The 16,856-nt window shown below is 67.1% G+C and carries 14 protein-coding genes; 6 read left to right on the top strand and 8 right to left on the bottom strand.

Annotated features, from left to right (window positions below; all coding sequences use genetic code 11):
- Window positions 1-61: 61 nt before the first annotated feature.
- From QNJ67_09540 to QNJ67_09525, 4 genes are all read left to right on the top strand, one after another.
- Window positions 62-937, top strand: coding sequence for an ABC transporter permease (locus tag QNJ67_09540; protein MDJ0609207.1), 876 nt, complete (start codon window positions 62-64; stop codon window positions 935-937).
- On the top strand, window positions 934-1,731 hold the full coding sequence (locus tag QNJ67_09535) for an ABC transporter permease (GenBank protein ID MDJ0609206.1): 798 nt from the start codon (window positions 934-936) through the stop codon (window positions 1,729-1,731). Before QNJ67_09540 ends, QNJ67_09535 begins: the two co-directional genes overlap by 4 nt.
- A 301-nt stretch (window positions 1,732-2,032) precedes the next feature.
- The gene (locus tag QNJ67_09530; protein ID MDJ0609205.1) at window positions 2,033-3,142 is read left to right on the top strand and encodes an ABC transporter ATP-binding protein; all 1,110 of its coding nucleotides are present in this window, start codon (window positions 2,033-2,035) and stop codon (window positions 3,140-3,142) included.
- A complete protein-coding gene (locus QNJ67_09525) occupies window positions 3,139-4,026 on the top strand; it encodes a polysaccharide deacetylase (GenBank protein ID MDJ0609204.1) in 888 nt (295 codons plus the stop codon). Before QNJ67_09530 ends, QNJ67_09525 begins: the two co-directional genes overlap by 4 nt.
- Window positions 4,027-4,060: 34 nt before the next feature.
- Here QNJ67_09525 and putA read toward each other — a convergent pair whose 3' ends face one another.
- From putA to QNJ67_09510, 3 genes are all read right to left on the bottom strand, one after another.
- Window positions 4,061-7,618: a bifunctional proline dehydrogenase/L-glutamate gamma-semialdehyde dehydrogenase PutA gene (putA, locus tag QNJ67_09520; protein ID MDJ0609203.1), complete on the bottom strand. Its 3,558-nt coding sequence runs from the start codon at window positions 7,616-7,618 to the stop codon at window positions 4,061-4,063.
- A gap of 79 nt (window positions 7,619-7,697) precedes the next feature.
- Window positions 7,698-8,636 carry an arginine deiminase-related protein gene (locus QNJ67_09515; protein MDJ0609202.1) on the bottom strand — a complete coding sequence of 313 codons (939 nt, stop codon included), beginning with the start codon at window positions 8,634-8,636 and terminating at the stop codon, window positions 7,698-7,700.
- Complete coding sequence (locus tag QNJ67_09510; protein MDJ0609201.1) at window positions 8,633-9,694, bottom strand: ornithine cyclodeaminase; 1,062 nt, start codon at window positions 9,692-9,694, stop codon at window positions 8,633-8,635. Before QNJ67_09510 ends, QNJ67_09515 begins: the two co-directional genes overlap by 4 nt.
- Before the next feature lie 148 nt (window positions 9,695-9,842).
- Between QNJ67_09510 and QNJ67_09505 the strand changes: the two genes are divergently transcribed.
- A complete protein-coding gene (locus QNJ67_09505; protein MDJ0609200.1) occupies window positions 9,843-10,289 on the top strand; it encodes an Lrp/AsnC family transcriptional regulator in 447 nt (148 codons plus the stop codon).
- 15 nt (window positions 10,290-10,304) lie between these two features.
- Here the strand turns inward: QNJ67_09505 and QNJ67_09500 are convergent, their stop codons facing one another.
- Genes QNJ67_09500 through QNJ67_09490 form a run of 3 tightly spaced genes read right to left on the bottom strand, consistent with a single transcriptional unit; the run spans window position 10,305 to window position 12,624 of the window.
- On the bottom strand, window positions 10,305-10,970 hold the full coding sequence (locus tag QNJ67_09500; protein MDJ0609199.1) for an NnrU family protein: 666 nt from the start codon (window positions 10,968-10,970) through the stop codon (window positions 10,305-10,307).
- A gap of 11 nt (window positions 10,971-10,981) precedes the next feature.
- Complete coding sequence (locus QNJ67_09495) at window positions 10,982-11,398, bottom strand: DUF126 domain-containing protein (GenBank protein MDJ0609198.1); 417 nt, start codon at window positions 11,396-11,398, stop codon at window positions 10,982-10,984.
- The gene (locus QNJ67_09490) at window positions 11,395-12,624 is read right to left on the bottom strand and encodes an aconitase X catalytic domain-containing protein (protein MDJ0609197.1); all 1,230 of its coding nucleotides are present in this window, start codon (window positions 12,622-12,624) and stop codon (window positions 11,395-11,397) included. Before QNJ67_09490 ends, QNJ67_09495 begins: the two co-directional genes overlap by 4 nt.
- 298 nt (window positions 12,625-12,922) lie before the next feature.
- On the opposite strand from QNJ67_09490, the gene yghU reads away from it, so the two are divergent.
- Window positions 12,923-13,798, top strand: coding sequence for a glutathione-dependent disulfide-bond oxidoreductase (gene yghU / locus QNJ67_09485; GenBank protein ID MDJ0609196.1), 876 nt, complete (start codon window positions 12,923-12,925; stop codon window positions 13,796-13,798).
- Window positions 13,799-14,030: 232 nt separating this feature from the next.
- On the opposite strand, the gene phnY is transcribed toward yghU, so the two are convergent.
- Window positions 14,031-15,488 carry a phosphonoacetaldehyde dehydrogenase gene (gene phnY, locus QNJ67_09480; protein MDJ0609195.1) on the bottom strand — a complete coding sequence of 486 codons (1,458 nt, stop codon included), beginning with the start codon at window positions 15,486-15,488 and terminating at the stop codon, window positions 14,031-14,033.
- A 20-nt stretch (window positions 15,489-15,508) separates the two neighbouring features.
- A complete protein-coding gene (phnA, locus tag QNJ67_09475) occupies window positions 15,509-16,765 on the bottom strand; it encodes a phosphonoacetate hydrolase (protein ID MDJ0609194.1) in 1,257 nt (418 codons plus the stop codon).
- Window positions 16,766-16,856 lie beyond the last annotated feature (91 nt).

Below are 16,856 nucleotides of genomic sequence, written 5' to 3'. Positions count from 1 at the left end.
TTTGGCTTGTCCTCGAGGGGGATGACCACGTGTTGCCGCGAGGCGCGATCAAGGAAGTGGAATGGCTGACGCGCCGCAAGAATCTCGGAAGTTTGTCCGCCGGTTCGACCGCTATGCCCTGACCTGGCGCCTGCCGATCATCGTCTGGCAGTTGGCCTTCTTCGTCGGTCCATTGCTCTTCATGATCGCCATGTCGTTCTTCCTGGTGAAGAACTACCGCATGGTCGAGGCCTTCGAGTTCGTCAACTGGACCAAGATGCTCGGCCGGAACTACTTCTGGGACAGCTACCTGCTGACCTTCGGCCTCGCGATGCTGTCGACCCTCGTCGTCACGGTCCTCGCCTTTCCGGCCGCCTATGCCCTGTCCTTCAAGGTCTCGCCCGCGGTCCGGCGCTGGGCGATCTTCTGCCTGATCGTGCCCTTCTTCACCAGCTATCTGGTGCGGACCTTTTCCTGGTACGTGATCCTCGCCGAGTCCGGCGTGATCAACGCGATCCTGGGCTACATCGGGCTCGGCCCCTACACCATGCTGAACACCAAGTTCGGCACCATCGTCGGCTACATGACGCTGACCCTGCCGCTCGTCGTCATCCTGCAGACCCTCTCGCTGGCCAACGTCGACCGCAGCCTGATCGAAGCGGCGCACAATCTGGGCTGCGGGCGGCTGCGCACGGTTTTTACGGTGATCGTGCCGCTCGCCAAGGTGGGTCTGATCATCGGTGCGGTCTTCTGCTTCATTCTTTCCTTCGGCGACTTCGTCAGTCCCTACTACCTCGGCGGCTCGAAACCCCCGACACTGCCGATCCTGATCATCGATACGACCAAATCCGGCCAGCAGTGGCCACGCGCCGCCGTGGTCGCCATCATGATGATGATCACCCTGCTCACCGTCGCCTTCACCGCCGTCGCCCTGGCCTACCGGAAGCCGGTCAGATGACGTTGGATCGCGGAATCCGCTGGTTCCTCCGCGCCTACCTGGTGCTGATCTTCGTCTTCGTCTTCGCGCCGATCATCGCCAGCGTGATCTTCTCCTTCAATTCACAGCGCTTCCCGACCATTCCCCTGGGCAGCTTTTCGCTCCAGTGGTACGAGGCGATCTTCACCGATCCCGACGTCTGGGACGCAGTGCGCACCAGCGCCATCGTCTCGCTTTGTACCGCTTGCCTCGCGACGCTCATCGGCTTCTGCACCGCCTACACCGACTACCGCTACGGCTTCCGCTTCAAGGGCGCCTATCTGGCGCTCGCCCTGCTGCCGCCGACCATACCCCTGATCATCCTGGCGCTGGCCATGCTCGCCTGGTTCTCGCGGATCGGGGCCTCGGGCCAGATCTGGTCCATCGTGATCGCCCACACCGTGCTCTGCGCGCCCTTCGCCATGGCGATCATCCGCCTGCGCCTGCAGCAGATGGACCGCAACCTCGAGGCGGCCGCCTGGAACCTGGGCGCCAGCGAGTGGCGGGCGATGCGCCAGGTCGTGATACCCTTCACCCGGCCGGCCATCGCCTCTGCGCTCTGCCTGACCGCGGCGGTCTCCTTCGACGAGTTCGCCGTCGCCTGGTTCGTGTCGGGTCTCAACAAGACCGTGCCGGTGATCATTCTGGAGATCGTCACCGGTAACATCGATCCACAGGTCAATGCGATCGGCACCCTGGTCTTCATCACCTCGATCACCCTGGTGGTGATGGCTCAGATCCTGATCATGACCCGGGAAGGCCGGCAGGGAGCCTAGTACCCACTTTCAGGATTGAGTGTTTCGTATGACGAGTTATCAAGACTTTCGGTTAGGAGCGTGGTCCGCCGTGATGCAGGTCATCAAAAGGGCCGCGCGACCCCCATTGGTCTCAACGGGGCCGAAAGTCTTGATAACGCGCCCGGAAAGTTGCCGAGGCGCCCGCCCGGCGTCGTCAGCGGCGCTCACCGATGCTTCGGCATCGCTTTCGCGCCGCGCGCAGCGCCGGGCCTACGCCCCCCTAGCCGGACGGGCGCCTCGGCAATCAGACGATGCACTCAATCCTGAAAGTGGGTACTAGATGAGCCGCGCGCTTGTCGTATTTGAGGATGTCGTTAAGCGTTTCGACAACTTCGTGGCGGTCAAACGCCTGAACCTGGAAATCCAGAGTGGCGAGTTTCTAGCCCTGATGGGCCCTTCGGGCTGCGGCAAGACCACGACGCTGCGCATGCTGGCCGGGCTCGAGCAGCCCTCGAAGGGCGATATCCGCCTGGACGGCCAATCGCTTCTTTCCGTCAAGCCCCACGAGCGCGACACGCCCATGGTCTGGCAGAGCCTCGCGCTCTTTCCCTTTCTCAATGCCCGGGAGAACGTCGAGTTCGGCCTGAAGATGCGCGGCATGGCGGCGGAGCCGCGGCGCAAGAAGGCCCAGGACTGGCTGGAACGTCTCGGCATCGGCGAGTTCGCTGAACGCGACGTCCTGCAGCTTTCAGGCGGCCAGCGCCAGCGCGTCGCCCTGGCCCGCGCCCTCGTGACCGAGCCTAGGATCCTTCTTCTCGACGAGCCCCTCTCGGCCCTTGACGCTCACCTGGTGGTGCGCATGCAGGGGGTCCTGACCCGCCTGCAGCGCGAGCTCGGCATCACCTTCGTCTATGTGACCCATTCCCAATCCGAGGCCTTCGCCATGGCCGACCGCGTCGTCATCATGAGCGACGGCGAGATCGCCCAGATCGGCACGCCGCGGGACATCTACCGGGCGCCTGCCAACCGTTTCGTGGCCGAGTTCGTTGGAAGCAACAACATCCTCACCGGCAAGATCGAGCGGCTCGAAGCGAGCGAAGCCGTGGTGGCAACGCCGGCGGGCGACCTCAAGGTTCAGGTCGGCGTCGAAAACACCATTGCGCTGGGAGACGAGATAAGTTTCGTCATTGCCGCCGATCTCGTGCACCTGTCCCAGGATCGGCCGGCAGACGGCAACTGCGTCCCGGTCACTCTGATTTCGGAGGAATTCATCGGGTCCGTCGTCACCCTGTTCCTGGAAAGCGCGGATGGCACCGAGTTCAAGACGCAACTTCAGGAACGCGACCTGGCCAACATCGACCTCAAGTCGGCGCGCGAGCTCTATCTCTCCTGGCCAGCCGCCAGCACTCACCTTCTGACCGGCGAGTCGAAGCGAAAGGGCACGTCATGATCGCCAACCCAATCCCCTGGCCGAACGGCGCGCGCTGCGCCTGCGCCATCACCTTCGACATGGACGCGGACAGCCTCATTCACATCGCCAAGCCCGAGGATTCCCATCGACGCCTCTATCCGATTTCCATGGGAAAGTACGGTCCGACCGTCGGCGTCCCGCGCATTCTCGAGACCTACCGCAAGTACGGCCTCAAGCAGTCCTTCTTCATTCCGGGCTGGTGCCTGGAGCAATACCCCGAGACCGTGGAAGCGATTCTGAAGGACGGCCACGAGATCGGCCATCACGGCTATCTTCACGAGAACCCAACCAGCATGGGCGCCGAAAAGCAGCGCGAGTGGTTCGAGCGCGCGCTCCAGGCCCACAAGAACATCTGCGGAAGCCTGCCGCGCGGTTACCGGGCGCCGGTCTACGACATAACGCCCGAGGTCGTCGACCTGCTGATCGAGCACGACTTCGCCTATGAATCCTCCATGATGGCGGACGACGTCCCCTATCTCCTCAAGACCGATCGAGGCCAGCTCTGGGAGATTCCCGTGCATTGGGGCGAGGACGACTGGCCGCCCTTCGCCCACTACGAGGAGATTGGCTACCTGATGCCGGTGCGCGCGCCGAGCAGGGGCCTTCAGGCCTTCTGGGAGGAGTTCGAGGCCCAGTACGAGTTCGGCGGCTTCTTCATGCTGATCCTCCACCCCTTCCTGACCGGCCGCCTCGCACGCTGGCGCCTGGTCGACTCCTGGATCGAGCAGACCCTGCGGACGAAAGAGGTTTGGTTCGCCACCCTGGAGGACATCACCCGGCACATCGCCGAACTACAGGCGGCCGGCCGCTACGAACCGCGGATCGACAAGCTGCCCTACTACGACGGCCCTGTCGCCGAGTGAGCGCTTCGGCCCCACCCGACCTGACGCTCCAGCTCTACGCCGCGCCCGCCTCGGCCAGCAGCGAGGCGTTGCCGCCCGCCGCCGTGGTGTCGACGCAGACGTGCCGCTCCAGGCTGAACCACTCGGGCCGGCCGGGCTCGGTGACGAGCGGAACCAGCGGGCCCTTGCGCGCCGCCAGCGCCCGGCGCAGCGCGCGGAGCGTGGCGACGCCGGCCTGGCTGGCCACGGCGTCGCACCCGGCCAGCCCGGCCAGCGCGGCGGGCTCGAGCACCCCGTCCAGGGCCGCCGCCGCGCCGTCCGCCTCGAGTTCCGAGGCCGACGCGCCGGGCGCCACCATCAGGGCGGCGTTGCCCGCCTTCAGGGCCGCCTCGGCCTGGGTCCGGGCCGCCGCCGCCGTGGGCCCGAGGCAGAGCACCTTGCCGCGCGGATGCTCGGCCAGGCGGTTCGACTCGCCGGTCGGGCCCGGCAGGGATTCCGGCTCCGCGGTCCAGTCCGGCACCGTCAACCCGTCGAGGGCGGCCTGGGCCGCCGCCGCGCCCACGGCCGCGCCTGACGCCTCGGCACCATCAGCCTCGGGGACCGCGAGGAAGCGCCGCACGTAGCTCGGCCCGCCCGCCTTCGGTCCGGTGCCCGAGAGCCCCTCGCCGCCGAAGGGCTGCGAGCCGACCACGGCGCCGATTTGGTTGCGGTTGACGTAGATGTTGCCGCAGCGCACGCGCTCGACGATGTGCTGCACGCGGTCGTCGATCCGGGTATGGAGCCCGAAGGTCAGGCCGTATCCGCGCGCATTGACGGCGTCGATCACGGCGTCGACCTCCTCGGCGTCGAAGGTGGCGACGTGCAGGACGGGGCCGAAGATCTCCTGCTCCAGCTCCTCGATTCCGTTCAGCCGGATCACGGTGGGCGGCACGAAGAGACCCCCGGCCGGGACCTTCAGCTGCTTCGCCACCCGGCCTTCGGCCGCCTGCACCGCGATGTGCCTCTCGATGCCGGCGCGGGCTTCGGCGTCGATCACCGGGCCGACGTCGGTGGAGAGCTCCCAGGGGTCGCCGAGGCGGAGCTCGTCCATAGCGCCGTAGAGCATGGTCAGCACCCGGTCGGCGACGTCCTCCTGGACATAGAGCATGCGCAGCGCCGAGCAGCGCTGTCCCGCGCTCTGGAAGCTGGAGGCGATGATGTCGCGCACCGCCTGCTCCGGCAGAGCGGTCGAGTCGACGATCATCGCGTTGAGGCCGCCGGTCTCGGCGATCAGCGGCGCGCGGGGATCGAGATTTTCCGCCATGGAGCGGTTGATGATCTGCGCCACCTCGGTCGAGCCGGTGAAGCAGACCCCGGCCACCCGCGGATCGGAGGTCAGCGGCGCGCCGACGGCGGGGCCGTCACCCGGCAGAAGCTGGATCGCCGCCTTGGGCACGCCGGCTTCGTGCATCAACCCCACCGCGCGGGCCGCGATCAACGGTGTCTGCTCGGCCGGCTTGGCGATCACCGCGTTGCCGGCCGCGAGCGCCGCCGAGATCTGGCCGGTGAAGATCGCCAGGGGAAAGTTCCACGGGCTGATGCAGACGATCGGGCCGCGCGGCCCGTCCTGGCCCTCGAGCCGCTCGGCTTCAGCCGCGTAGAAGCGCAGGAAGTCGACCGCCTCGCGCACTTCGGCCACGCCGTCCAGCAGCGACTTGCCCGCCTCGCGGGCGGCCAGGGCGAAGAACTCCGGCGCATGGGCCTCGTAGAGATCGGCGACCTTGCGCAGCACGGCGGCCCGCTCGCCGGCGGGGCGCGCAGACCAGTCGGCGAAGCCTTGCGGCGCGGCGGCAAGCGCGGTCTCCACATCCGCCGCGCTCGCCTCGGTAACCCGGCCGACCAGCTCGGCGGGCTGGGCGGGGTTCGCGAGATTGCGCGGGGTCGCGCCGGCGACCGGCCCGGCGATCATCGGCCCGGCCTGCCAGGTGTGGTCGCGGAAGGGCGCGCGGGCGGCGTCGAGCGCCGCGACCTCCTCGGGGTCGGTGATGTCCCAGCCCTTGGCGTTGACCCGGCCGGCGCCGAAGAGAGCGGCCGGCGGGCGGATGCCCGGATTGGCGATCCCGTCCCCCAGGGCCGCCACGGCGTCGAAGGGATCCTGGGCGATCGCCTCCGGCGCGATGCTCTCGTCGACGATCTGGTTGACAAAGGAGGAGTTGGCGCCGTTCTCCAGGAGACGCCGCACCAGATAGGCCAGCAGGTCCCGGTGGGCGCCGACCGGGGCGTAGATGCGGCAGCGGGTGCTCTCCTCCTCGAGCACGACGGCATGCAGGGTCTCGCCCATGCCGTGCAGGCGCTGGAACTCGAAGGCGGCCTTGTTGCCCTTGACCTTGGAGGCGGCCATCTCCAGCACCGCGCTCACGGTATGGGCGTTGTGGGTGGCGAACTGCGGGTAGATCCGGTCGGTCATGGCCAGCAGCTTCTCGGCGCTGGCGATGTAGCTGACGTCGGTCGAGACCTTGCGGGTGAAGACCGGAAAGCCCTTCAGGCCCATCACCTGCGCGCGCTTGATCTCGGTGTCCCAGTAGGCGCCCTTCACCAGGCGCACCATGATCTTGCGGTCGAGGCGGGTCGCCAGAGCGTAGAGCCAGTCGATGACGTGGCCGGCCCGGGGCCCATAGGCCTGCACGACCACGCCGAAGCCGTCCCAGCCGCTGAGCGAGGGGTCCGAGAGCACGGCCTCGATGACGTCGAGCGAGAGGTCGAGCCGGTCGGCCTCCTCGGCGTCGATGTTGAAGCCCATGTTCGCCGACTTGGCCAGCAGCGCCAGCGAGCGGGTCCGCGCCGTCAGCTCGGCCATCACGCGGTCGCGCTGGCCGAACTCGTAGCGCGCGTGCAGGGCCGAGAGCTTGACCGAGATCCCCGGGTTCTCGCGGATGTCGTCGGAGGTACAGCTCCCCGCCAGGGCGGTGATCGCGTCGGAATAGGCCAGGTGGTAGTGCCGCGCGTCGGCCTCGGTCCGCGCCGCCTCGCCCAGCATGTCGTAGGAATAGGTGTAGCCCTTCGCCACGTAGGGCGCCGCGTTCTCCTGCGCCTCCTCGATGGTGCGGCCGAGCACGAAGTTGCGGCCCAGCTCGCGCATGGCCTGCCCGACGGCGGTGCGGATCACCGGCTCGCCGAGCCGCTTGACGGCGCCGCGCAGCGCGGCCGTCAGGCCCTCGGGCTCGGCCAGGACCTTGCCGGTCAGCATCAGCGCCCAGGTCGAGGCGTTGACCAGCGGCGAGGCGGAGTGGCCGAGATGCTTGCCCCAGTCGGACGGCGCGATCTTGTCCTCGATCAGCGCGTCGATGGTCTCCGCGTCGGGCACCCTGAGCAGCGCCTCGGCGAGGCACATCAGCGCCACGCCCTCCTTGGTGGAGAGGCCGTACTCGGCCAGGAAGCTCTCCATCAGTCCCGGATTGGTGGTCTCGCGCACCCGGCGGATCAGCTCCGCCGCCTTGGCCGCGATGGCGGCGCGGGCCCCGGCGCCGAGGCCGCTCTCGGCGGCCAGACGACGCACCACGGCGGCCTCGTCGGGCAGGTAATCCGCGCGCATGGCGGTGCGAATGGTGTCGAGATCGGGCGCGGGACGCATCATCTGGGACCTCCATTCGGCATGTTTCGACGAAAGTAGCAAATCACGCCGGGACCGAGCAGCCCCCTTCAAACGCAAATCCCTATCGCCGGGACAGGTGGACCCCCGCCAGCATGCAGCGCACCGATCCGCCGGCCAGCTCGATGGTCGGGATGTCGAGCGGCAGCGGCGTGGCGCTCTCGGAGATCGCCGCAACCTGCTGCGGCGTCAGGGCCCGCAAGGCGCGGCTCGATAGGGCGAGGACCCGGCCCTCGGGTGCCTGAAGCTCGATCGCGTTGCCCGCGAACTCGGCGATCTGCCTGCCGCTGAGCGCAATCACCCGGCGCCCGGACTCTTCGAAGCGCTGGATGATATGGGCGCGCCGCGCGGGGTCCACGATCATGTCGAGGCCGATCATGACGAAATCCGTCGCGATGCACATCAGCACATTGGTGTGGTAGATCGCCCTACCGGTGTCGTCGCGGGCGTCGAACACCATGGGCTCGTAGTTGAAGTGGGAGCAGAAGCGCTCCAGGGCGATGGGATCGGTGCGGTTCGATCGCGCCGCGTAGGCCACGCGGTCGATATGGTCGAGCACCATGGCGCCGGTGCCCTCGAGAAACAGGCCGTCGGGCTCGAGCCCGGAGTAGTCCATCACGTCCTGCACCCGGTATTCGGCCTTCAGCATCTCGATGACGTCCGCGCGCCGTTCCCTGCGCCGGTTCGGCGCGTACATCGGGTAGAGCGCGACGTGGCCGCCCGGATGGGTCGAGAACCAGTTGTTCGGGAAGACCGAGTCCGGCGTCTCGGTGCCCTTGTCCTCGAAGACGTGGGTCGTGACACCGGCGCCGCGCAGGGCCTCGGCGGCGCCGTCGGCCTCGCCGCGGGCCGTCACGGCGATGGAGTCCGGGGCCAGGCCGGCGGTGTCCCGCTGAAAGGCGTTGTCGCTCGCCGTTTCCGTGTTCGGCGAGAAGTGATGCGGCCGGATCATGATGACGGCCGGGGGCGCCTGGACGCTGCGGCGGATCATGGTCGCGCTCATGCGTGCACCACCGCGGCGCGCTGGATCATGCCGTAGAGGTCGCGAGGCTCGTCGGGGTCGGCGATCATGTCGAGATCCTGGTAGTGCCCGGCGCGCTCGAGCTGCTCGTGCAGGAAGCGGAGCGCCGAGAAATCCTCGATCGCGAAGCCGACGCTGTCGAACAGCGTCACCTGATCGGCGCTGACACGCCCAGGCGCCTTGCCGGCTATGACCTGCCAGAGCTCGGTCACCTCGTGGTCGTCGGCGAGTTGCTGGATCTCGCCCTCGATCCGGGTCTGCGGGGGGTACTCGACGAAGATGTCGGAACGCAGCAGGACGTCGCGATGAAGCTCGGTCTTTCCGGGGCAATCGCCGCCGACCGCGTTAATGTGGACGCCGGCCCCGACCAGGTTGTCGGTCAGGATGGTCGCGTACTGCTTGTCGGCCGTCGCTGTGGTGATGATCTGCGCGCCCTCCACGGCCTCTTCCGCCGAGCCGCAGCGAACGAGCTCGAAGCCCTTGCCGGCGAGGTTCGCGACGCACTTGTCGGTCGCGGCCGGATCGACATCGAACAGCCGCAGCCTGTTCGTGCCCAGGATCGTCTTGAACGCCAGGGCCTGGAATTCCGATTGGGCGCCGTTGCCGATCAGGGCCATGCACTCGGATCCCCTCGGCGCCAGGTAGCGCGCCGCGAGCGCCGACATGGCCGCCGTGCGCAGGGCGGTGAGGATGGTCATCTCGGTCAGCAGCAACGGATAGCCGGTGGCGACGTCCGACAATACGCCGAAGGCGGTCACGGTCTGCAGGCCGTCGCGCATGTTGCCTGGGTGGCCGTTGACGTACTTGAAGCCGTAGGTGACGCCGTCGCTGGTCGGCATCAACTCGATCACGCCGTCGTGGGAATGGGAGGCGACGCGCGGCGTCTTGTCGAAGAGTTCCCAGCGCCGGAAATCCTGCTCGATATAGCCGGCAATCCCGGCGAGCATGGGCTCGACCCCGAGCTGCAGCACGATCCGCATCATGTGATCGACGCTGACGAAGGGGACGAGGTTGAGCGCTTTGCGTTCTGCGAGTGCCATCCTGCCTAGGCCCTTTCCGTTTCTTTGGAGCGACGCCCTTAGAGATATTGCGCCTGGGGGTAAATCAAAATGGCAAAACCCTGCAGAAATGCTGGATATTCTATCGAAATTGATAGATCGTGCTGGCGTTCTGACAGAAAGCGAGTCTTTGGCGATCAAGAGCAGCAGTAAGCACGCCTTCGACCGACTCGACCGGGAGCTGATCTCGGTCCTGCGAAAGGACGGGCGCGCGCCCCTGTCGAAGCTGGCCGACATTCTGGGCGTGTCCCGCGGGACGGTTCAGAACCGGATCGAGCGCCTGCTGGCGTCGGGCGCCCTCCTCGGCTTCACCATTCGGGTTCGCGACGACTACGAGACGGAGAAGATCCGGGCGATCATGATGATTGAGGTCGCGGGCCAGTCGACCACCGAGGTGATCCGCAAGCTGCGCGGCTTTCCCGAACTCCAGAAGATCCATACGACCAATGGGAACTGGGACCTGGTGGTCGAGATACAGACCGACAGCCTGAGCGATTTCGACCGCATCCTGAGGGAAGTCCGTGCCGTCAACGGGGTCTCCAACAGCGAGACCAGCCTGCTCCTCAGCAGCGTCTGAGCCGCGTTCCAGGTATCAGAGAGGTTCGACGCCCAGGATCAGCGGGTGGAGCCGGAAGAGACCGAAGTAGAGGCCGAGGCCGGCCGCGAGCCGGATCCCGGTGGCGCGGAGGCTCGCCGGTTTGGCGATCAGGGGACTCTGTTCGACGCGAACTAGCAGGTCCTGCCACGTCTCCCCCATCTCGCGGCGCTTCCGGCGGTCCACGAGGCGCCCCCCCAAGGCGGCGAAGGCCGCGAAACTCCCAAACAGCAGGAGGTGGGCGAGGTCGCCGTTCGGCACGATATGGGCGACGGACCAGAGCGCCAGAGCCGCCAGCAAGGGGTGCCGTGTCCAGCGCACCACGCCCGGGTGCGATGGGTCGAACTTCTCGCTGGCGCCGCCGCCGAAGGAAAAGGGGTTCGGCCGGGCGACCGACGCGGCAAGCAGAAGGCAGGCGGGCAGCATGAGCGCCACCGTCACCTGTGACTGCCAGGGCGCCCAGGGCCAGATCTGAACAAACGGTGCCCGCCCGGCCGCCAGGATGAGCCAGGCCAGAACCGCGAGGGACAGGGCGGAATAGAGCAGGGTGAACCCGGTGGCGCCGAGGCGGGCCACGAGCCAGGGCTTGACCGGCGCCCGGACCGGGAACGAATGACTCGCGAAGAAGACCGCGAACGCGAGGGCGAACTCGGCCCAGGCCATGGCGTTGCCACCTATGAACCGCGGTTGGTGATGGTCACCAGGCCGACGCTCGGGTCGACAACCAGATTGTCGCCGGTCCTGATCAGTGCCGTGACATCGCCGGCCTCGAAGCGGTCGCAGAGGGCGAGATCCGCCAGTGCCGCGCCTTGGGCCAGGATCGTGTTCGCCCGGTTGAACAGGATCGCCGTGGGGCAGATGCCGCGCGTCTTCATCTCGTGCAGCATCCAGGCCGAGGCGACGCCGCCCTTCGCCGTGTCGAACACCAGGATCCGGTCCTTGTAGCTCTGCCCGGCCAGGGCGTGCTCCGGGCGCGAGAAGACGCCCTTGATCCGGTCGAGGTCGTAGCGGGCCGAGAAGTTGTCTTGGGCGACCAGGGCCTCGCCCTCGACGCGCGGGCCGATCCCGGCGTGGCACCTGAGCTCGATCATCCGACGATCTCCCCGGCGACCGCCGACTCGACACAGCGCTCCATGCTGGCCAGCGCCGGCTGATAGCCGTAGCCGCCCAGGATGTTGACGATCTTGGCCGAATTGGAGAGCAGGCGCTTCCAGCCCTTGGCCTCGCCGATCTCGCGGGCGAACTGGTTGTAGAAGCAGGTGCCCTGAAGCACCGTGCCGCCGGCCGCCTCGATCGTCTCGACCAGCCCCATCCTGGCCGCGTCGGGATAAACCTGGGGCGCGGTGCAGACGATCAGCGGCACCACCATGCGGCGGCCCCGGCAGAGCTCGGCGACCTGCTGCATCTCCACGAGCGAGAGCTGCGGCGCGGCGAAGACCACCACGTCGGGCTTGTCGCCGGCGGCGCCGAAGCGCGCGCGGAGCGCGTCGATCATCTCCTCGGTCAGGGGCTCGGGAGTCAGGGCCCCGCCGCCGACGTCCTCCAGGCGCCCGGCCTCGGGCGTGATGCCGGCCAGGTGGAACAGCGGCGTGGAGCCGAAGCTCGCCATGGCCGCGCCCAGATGCTTCATCTGGTCCGAGGTGGGCACGGCCTCCAGTCCCTCGATCACCGGCACTTCCCAATAGGAGCCGGCAGTCTTGCCGGCCAGGGCGCCGAGCAGACCCCAGTCGGTCAGGTCCCGGGGCTGGACCTCGACCCGGAACCGCCGGGTCGCCCTGCGGTTCTCCTCGAGGTGCAGGCCGTAGCGCGGCGTGCGGCCGGTCAGCCCGGCGGCCAGCGCCGAGGGCCCGCCCTCGAAGTTCGAGCGCGCCCCGCAGGCCGAGTTGGCGTAGATCACCACGCCGGTGTCGCCGTACGCGACGTGGTCGCCCCGGACCGGCGGCATGACGGTCTGGTAATTGATGCAGGTGTTGGTCATGAGGATGCCCATCGCGGTGCAGGCCGCGATCGTGCGCCGCTCAAGATCGGCCATGGCCTCGGTCTGCCCGAGCGGACGGTAGTGGTCCAGGTCGACGCCGCGCGGGTCGGTGATCATGGGGACGGCGACCCGGCCCCCCTGCCCGGCCAGGCCCTCGAGGAAATCCACCCCGGCCTCGCCCAGGGCCTCGGGGTCGGCCATCATGTGGGCCTGGCTGACCGGCACCATGTCGGCGGCGTCGAACATCCGGCCGACCTTGATCTGATGGTCGATCGCCCAGCGCTTGGCCGCGCCGAGCGACCCGGCACGCATCGCCTTTTCTTCGTCGGTCAGTTTCACGGGCGCGGCCTCCCCGGGATGCTTGTCGGCCCCAGAGTAGAGCGGATCATGTTTGGTCGGAACCAGTTCGTGGTTCCGCCCAAACATGAGAATCCGCTCTACATGCTAGAGTGAGAGCAGATTCACGCAGTTGAATGGATCGCCCCGGGCGAGTCCATTCAATCGCGATCTGCTCTAGCGGGAAATGATCCTGGCGATCACAAGACTTTTTACCGCCCGCGCCCTGGGAGCCGGCGGCCCGCGCCCCATATGGGCCTAAGCGAAAGGCATCCGGCCGCCGGGACAGAGGAGGAGCGACATGAACGACGCCAGCGGATACCAGCCCCCGAAAGTCTGGAAATGGGAGGGCGAGAGCGGCGGCACCTGGTCGAGCATCAACCGGCCGATCGCCGGGCCGACCCACGAGAAGGAACTCCCGGTCGGCAAGCACCCGCTGCAGCTCTACTCCCTGGCGACGCCCAACGGGCAGAAGGTCACGATCCTGCTGGAGGAGCTGCTGGCGCTGGGCGAGAGCGGCGCCGAGTACGACGCCTGGCTGATCAGGATCGGCGACGGCGACCAATTCGGCAGCGGCTTCGTCGAGATCAACCCCAACTCCAAGATCCCGGCGCTGCTCGACCGCTCGGGCGCCAAGCCGATCCGGGTCTTCGAGTCGGGCGCGATCCTGCTCTATCTCGCCGAGAAGTTCGGGCACTTCCTGCCGAGCGACCCGGCGGCGCGGGCCGAGTGTCTCTCCTGGCTGTTCTGGCAGATGGGCTCGGCGCCCTATCTCGGCGGCGGTTTCGGGCATTTCTACAAGTACGCACCCTACCCCATGGAGTACCCGATCGACCGTTTCGCCATGGAGACGAAGCGCCAGCTCGACGTGCTCGACCGGCGTCTGGCCGAGAGCCGCTTCATCGCGGGGCAGGACTACACCATTGCCGACATGGCGATCTGGCCCTGGTACGGCAGCCTGGTGCGCGGCAAGGTCTACGACGCCGGCGAGTTCCTCGAGGTGGCCTCCTACACCCACGTGGTGCGCTGGGCCGAGGAGATACTCAAGCGCCCAGCGGTGCAGCGCGGCCGCATGGTCAACCGGGTCTCGGGACCGCTCGAGGAGCAGCTCCACGAACGCCACGACGCCGGCGACTTCGAGACACGCACCCAGGACAAGCTCGAGGCCGCCACCTGAATACGCTGTCCGGACCTGTCCTCGATCCAGATCACTTCTGCCTCGGCGATGGCGGTCAAGACAGGGGTCGAAGGCTCTGTTTTAGAAAGACCGTGGCATTCCGCTGGATCAGGGCGCGATTGGCCGCCGACTCGTTCCGCGCCAAACAATTGGCCCGCGCCAGGGCGATCTTCGACACACCTTCCGTGCGAGCTGGCGCTGGTATCCTCCAGGCCTTCGTCGAGGCTCGGATCTAGGTCCAGGGCAAGGAGAAGGTCTTGACGTTGGTGTAACTCTTCATCGCCTCGATCACGCCTTCCTTGTAACCGAGGCCCGAATCCTTGATGCCGCCAAATGGCGACATCTCGATCCGGTAGCCGGGCACTTCCCAGATGTTGACCGTGCCGACCTTGAGGCCACGGATATAGGCCTGCATCCGCTTGAAATCGTTGGTGCAGACACCCGAGGAGAGGCCGAAGGCGGTGGAGTTGGAGATCGCCATGACCTGCTCGTCCTCGTCGGGCACGCGGATCACCGGGATCACCGGGCCGAAGGTCTCTTCCATGACCAGCTCGGACTCGTGGGGCACCCGGTCGACCACGATGGGCGGCAAGAGCGCGCTCCGGCGGCCCGGGTCGTAGAGCACCTCGGCGCCGCGATCGGCCGCCATATAGACCCGCTTCTCGAAGAGCTCGGCGGCCTTGGCGTCGACCACGGTGCCAAGCGCGGTTTTCGGGTCCATCGGGTCGCCGAAGACGATCTTCTTGGCCCGCTCCTCCAGCAGCGGCACGAAACGGTCAGCGATGCTCTCCTGGCAGAGGATGCGCTTGACGGCGGTGCAGCGCTGGCCGGAGTTCTTGGTCGCACCGGCGATCGCAAGATCCGCGGCCTTGGCGAGATCATCCTCGTTCAGGTCGTTGAGGACGATCAGTGGATCGTTGCCGCCGAGCTCCAGCACCGTGCGCTTGTAGCCGGCGGTCTCGGCGATCATCTTGCCGACCGGGACGCTGCCGGTGAAGGTGATCAGGTCGATCAGTGGATTGGTGATCATCTCCGCGCCGATGTCCTGCGGCCAGCCGGTGACGACCGAGTACATCTCCGGCGGCAAACCGGACTCGTAGAGGACATCGGCCAGGATCAGGGCCGCCATGGGCGTCAGCTCGGTCTGCTTGCATACCAGGCAATTGTTGGTCGCGATGGCCGGCGCGATCTTGTGCGCCACCATGTTGAGCGGGTGGTTGAAGGGCGTGATCGCCGAGATCACCCTGAGCGGCTCGCGCGTGGTGAAGATCTTGCGCGCCTTGCCGTGGGGCGTGATGTCGCAGGAAAAGATCTCGCCATCGTCCTGGATACAGAGTTGGGCCGAAAGCGAGAAGACGTCGTAAGCCCGCCCGACCTCATAGAGCGAGTCCTGCTTGGAGATGCCCAGCTCCAGGGTGATCACGTCGGAGATCTCGTCCCGCCGCGCGACCAGGGCCTCGGCGGTCTTGAGCAGAATCTCCTGGCGCTCGTAGCGGGTCAGCTTCGGCTCGAACCTGGCCGCGGCTTCCAGAGCTTGGCGCGCATGTTCGGCGGTCCCCGCCGGCACGGTACCGATCACCTCCTCGGTGTAGGGGTACTTGACCTCGATCACGCCCTCGGCCTCGACCTTGCGGCCGGCGATGCGCATCGGCTCGTGGCGGGGCCCGGCGGCGGCTTCCGCGATGCTCATTTCCCTGTCTTCCCTCTTACCTAGCCCTCGACGATAGCGCGGTTCAGGCCGAGATCGAAGGCGTCGAAGTTGCGCACCTGAAGCCCGGCATCCAGGCCGCGCAGTTTGCGGTTCAAAATCATCGGCACGGCCTGGGTCGAGAGCCCGCCGTGGGAGCGCAGCGGCTCCTTCAGGGACGAAAGGTCGTGGCGCTCCGGGCTGGAACCCACGGCCGTGGTCGCCGCGGAAATCACGATGATGTCGCCCATACGGTCTTCCGGCAGCTCGAAGCGGGCGCAACCCTCGGCGCCGGTGCCGACCCACTCGATCCCGTCGAGCGCGCGCAGCTTGGCGCAGAGATCCGCGAGGTCGGTCTCCTCGGGCATATAGGCGGTGGCGAAACCGCCGAGGGCGCCGTGGTGCACGACATAGGGATCGGTGATCGGCAGGATGACCCGCGCCCGGTTCTCGCCCAGCATCTCGTCCAGGATGGTCTGCAGGTAGACCACGTGGGGCGTGCCGTCAGGATTGTGCATCGGGGTCATGCCGTGGTCGGCGGTCAGCACGACGGTGGCGCCGAGCGCATCGAGCTCGGCCCAGTAGGAATCCATCATCCGGTAGAAGTCGTTGGCGACCGGATCGCCGGGGGCGTGCTTGTGCTGGATGTAGTCGGTGGTCGAGAGGTAGACTATGTCGTAGCGCTTCTGCTTTAGCAGCGCCACGCCGGCCTTGAAGACCACCTCGCTCAGGTCTGCGCTATAGACCTCGGGAACCGGACAATCCAGGAAGGCCCGGGCGTCCTCGATGCCGTGTTCGGCCAGCGTCGTCTGGTCGCACTTCTCGGCGGAAAAGCAGACCGCGCCATCGGGACCGAAACTGAGCCCGTGGCCCAGCAGCTTGCGCAGCTTGTCCTTGGCGGTCACCACGCAAATCGAGGCCCCCGCCGCCTGGAAGGCCGCCAAGATGGTCCCCGCCCGAAGCAGCTTGGGGTCGTTCATCATGACCTCGGTGTCCGAGGCCGGATCGTAGAAGAAGTTGCCGCAGATTCCATGCACCGAGGGCGGCTGCCCGGTGACGATCGAAAGGTTGTTGGGATTGGTGAAGCAGGGCACCACGCAGTCGGCCGGCAGGTCGCTGCCTTCACTCAAGATCCGCGCGGTCCAGGGCATGGCGCCGGCTTCGACCGCCCGGTCGATATAGGCCCGCTCGCAGCCGTCAATGCAGACCACAACCGTCGGCCGCTTCGGCCAAAGATAGTCCCGGCCGTTTACGGAGATGCTCACGCTGTAGTCCGTCATCTGCCCCTCGCTCGATCGCTGTCGCCACGCTCCTGATGAATGGCTTTTTGCCGCTCCTGTCAATGGTGGCAGAGCGGAATCTCGGGAAATC

This window comes from Kiloniellales bacterium (genome assembly GCA_030064845.1).
In the GTDB taxonomy this organism is placed as follows: domain Bacteria; phylum Pseudomonadota; class Alphaproteobacteria; order Kiloniellales; family JAKSDN01; genus JASJEC01.
Note: the sequence above shows the minus strand (reverse complement) of the source record. Positions and strands in the feature narration are given on the sequence as shown.

Bases quoted from the DNA above. Each gene is read 5' to 3' on its own strand.
- QNJ67_09540 (MDJ0609207.1), top strand. From the start codon at position 62: ATGGCTGACGCGCCGCAAGAATCTCGGAAGTTTGTCCGCCGGTTCGAC.
- QNJ67_09535 (MDJ0609206.1), top strand. From the start codon at position 934: ATGACGTTGGATCGCGGAATCCGCTGGTTCCTCCGCGCCTACCTGGTG.
- QNJ67_09530 (MDJ0609205.1), top strand. From the start codon at position 2,033: ATGAGCCGCGCGCTTGTCGTATTTGAGGATGTCGTTAAGCGTTTCGAC.
- QNJ67_09525 (MDJ0609204.1), top strand. From the start codon at position 3,139: ATGATCGCCAACCCAATCCCCTGGCCGAACGGCGCGCGCTGCGCCTGC.
- putA (MDJ0609203.1), bottom strand. From the start codon at position 7,618: ATGATGCGTCCCGCGCCCGATCTCGACACCATTCGCACCGCCATGCGC.
- QNJ67_09515 (MDJ0609202.1), bottom strand. From the start codon at position 8,636: ATGAGCGCGACCATGATCCGCCGCAGCGTCCAGGCGCCCCCGGCCGTC.
- QNJ67_09510 (MDJ0609201.1), bottom strand. From the start codon at position 9,694: ATGGCACTCGCAGAACGCAAAGCGCTCAACCTCGTCCCCTTCGTCAGC.
- QNJ67_09500 (MDJ0609199.1), bottom strand. From the start codon at position 10,970: ATGGCCTGGGCCGAGTTCGCCCTCGCGTTCGCGGTCTTCTTCGCGAGT.
- QNJ67_09495 (MDJ0609198.1), bottom strand. From the start codon at position 11,398: ATGATCGAGCTCAGGTGCCACGCCGGGATCGGCCCGCGCGTCGAGGGC.
- yghU (MDJ0609196.1), top strand. From the start codon at position 12,923: ATGAACGACGCCAGCGGATACCAGCCCCCGAAAGTCTGGAAATGGGAG.
- phnY (MDJ0609195.1), bottom strand. From the start codon at position 15,488: ATGAGCATCGCGGAAGCCGCCGCCGGGCCCCGCCACGAGCCGATGCGC.
- phnA (MDJ0609194.1), bottom strand. From the start codon at position 16,765: ATGACGGACTACAGCGTGAGCATCTCCGTAAACGGCCGGGACTATCTT.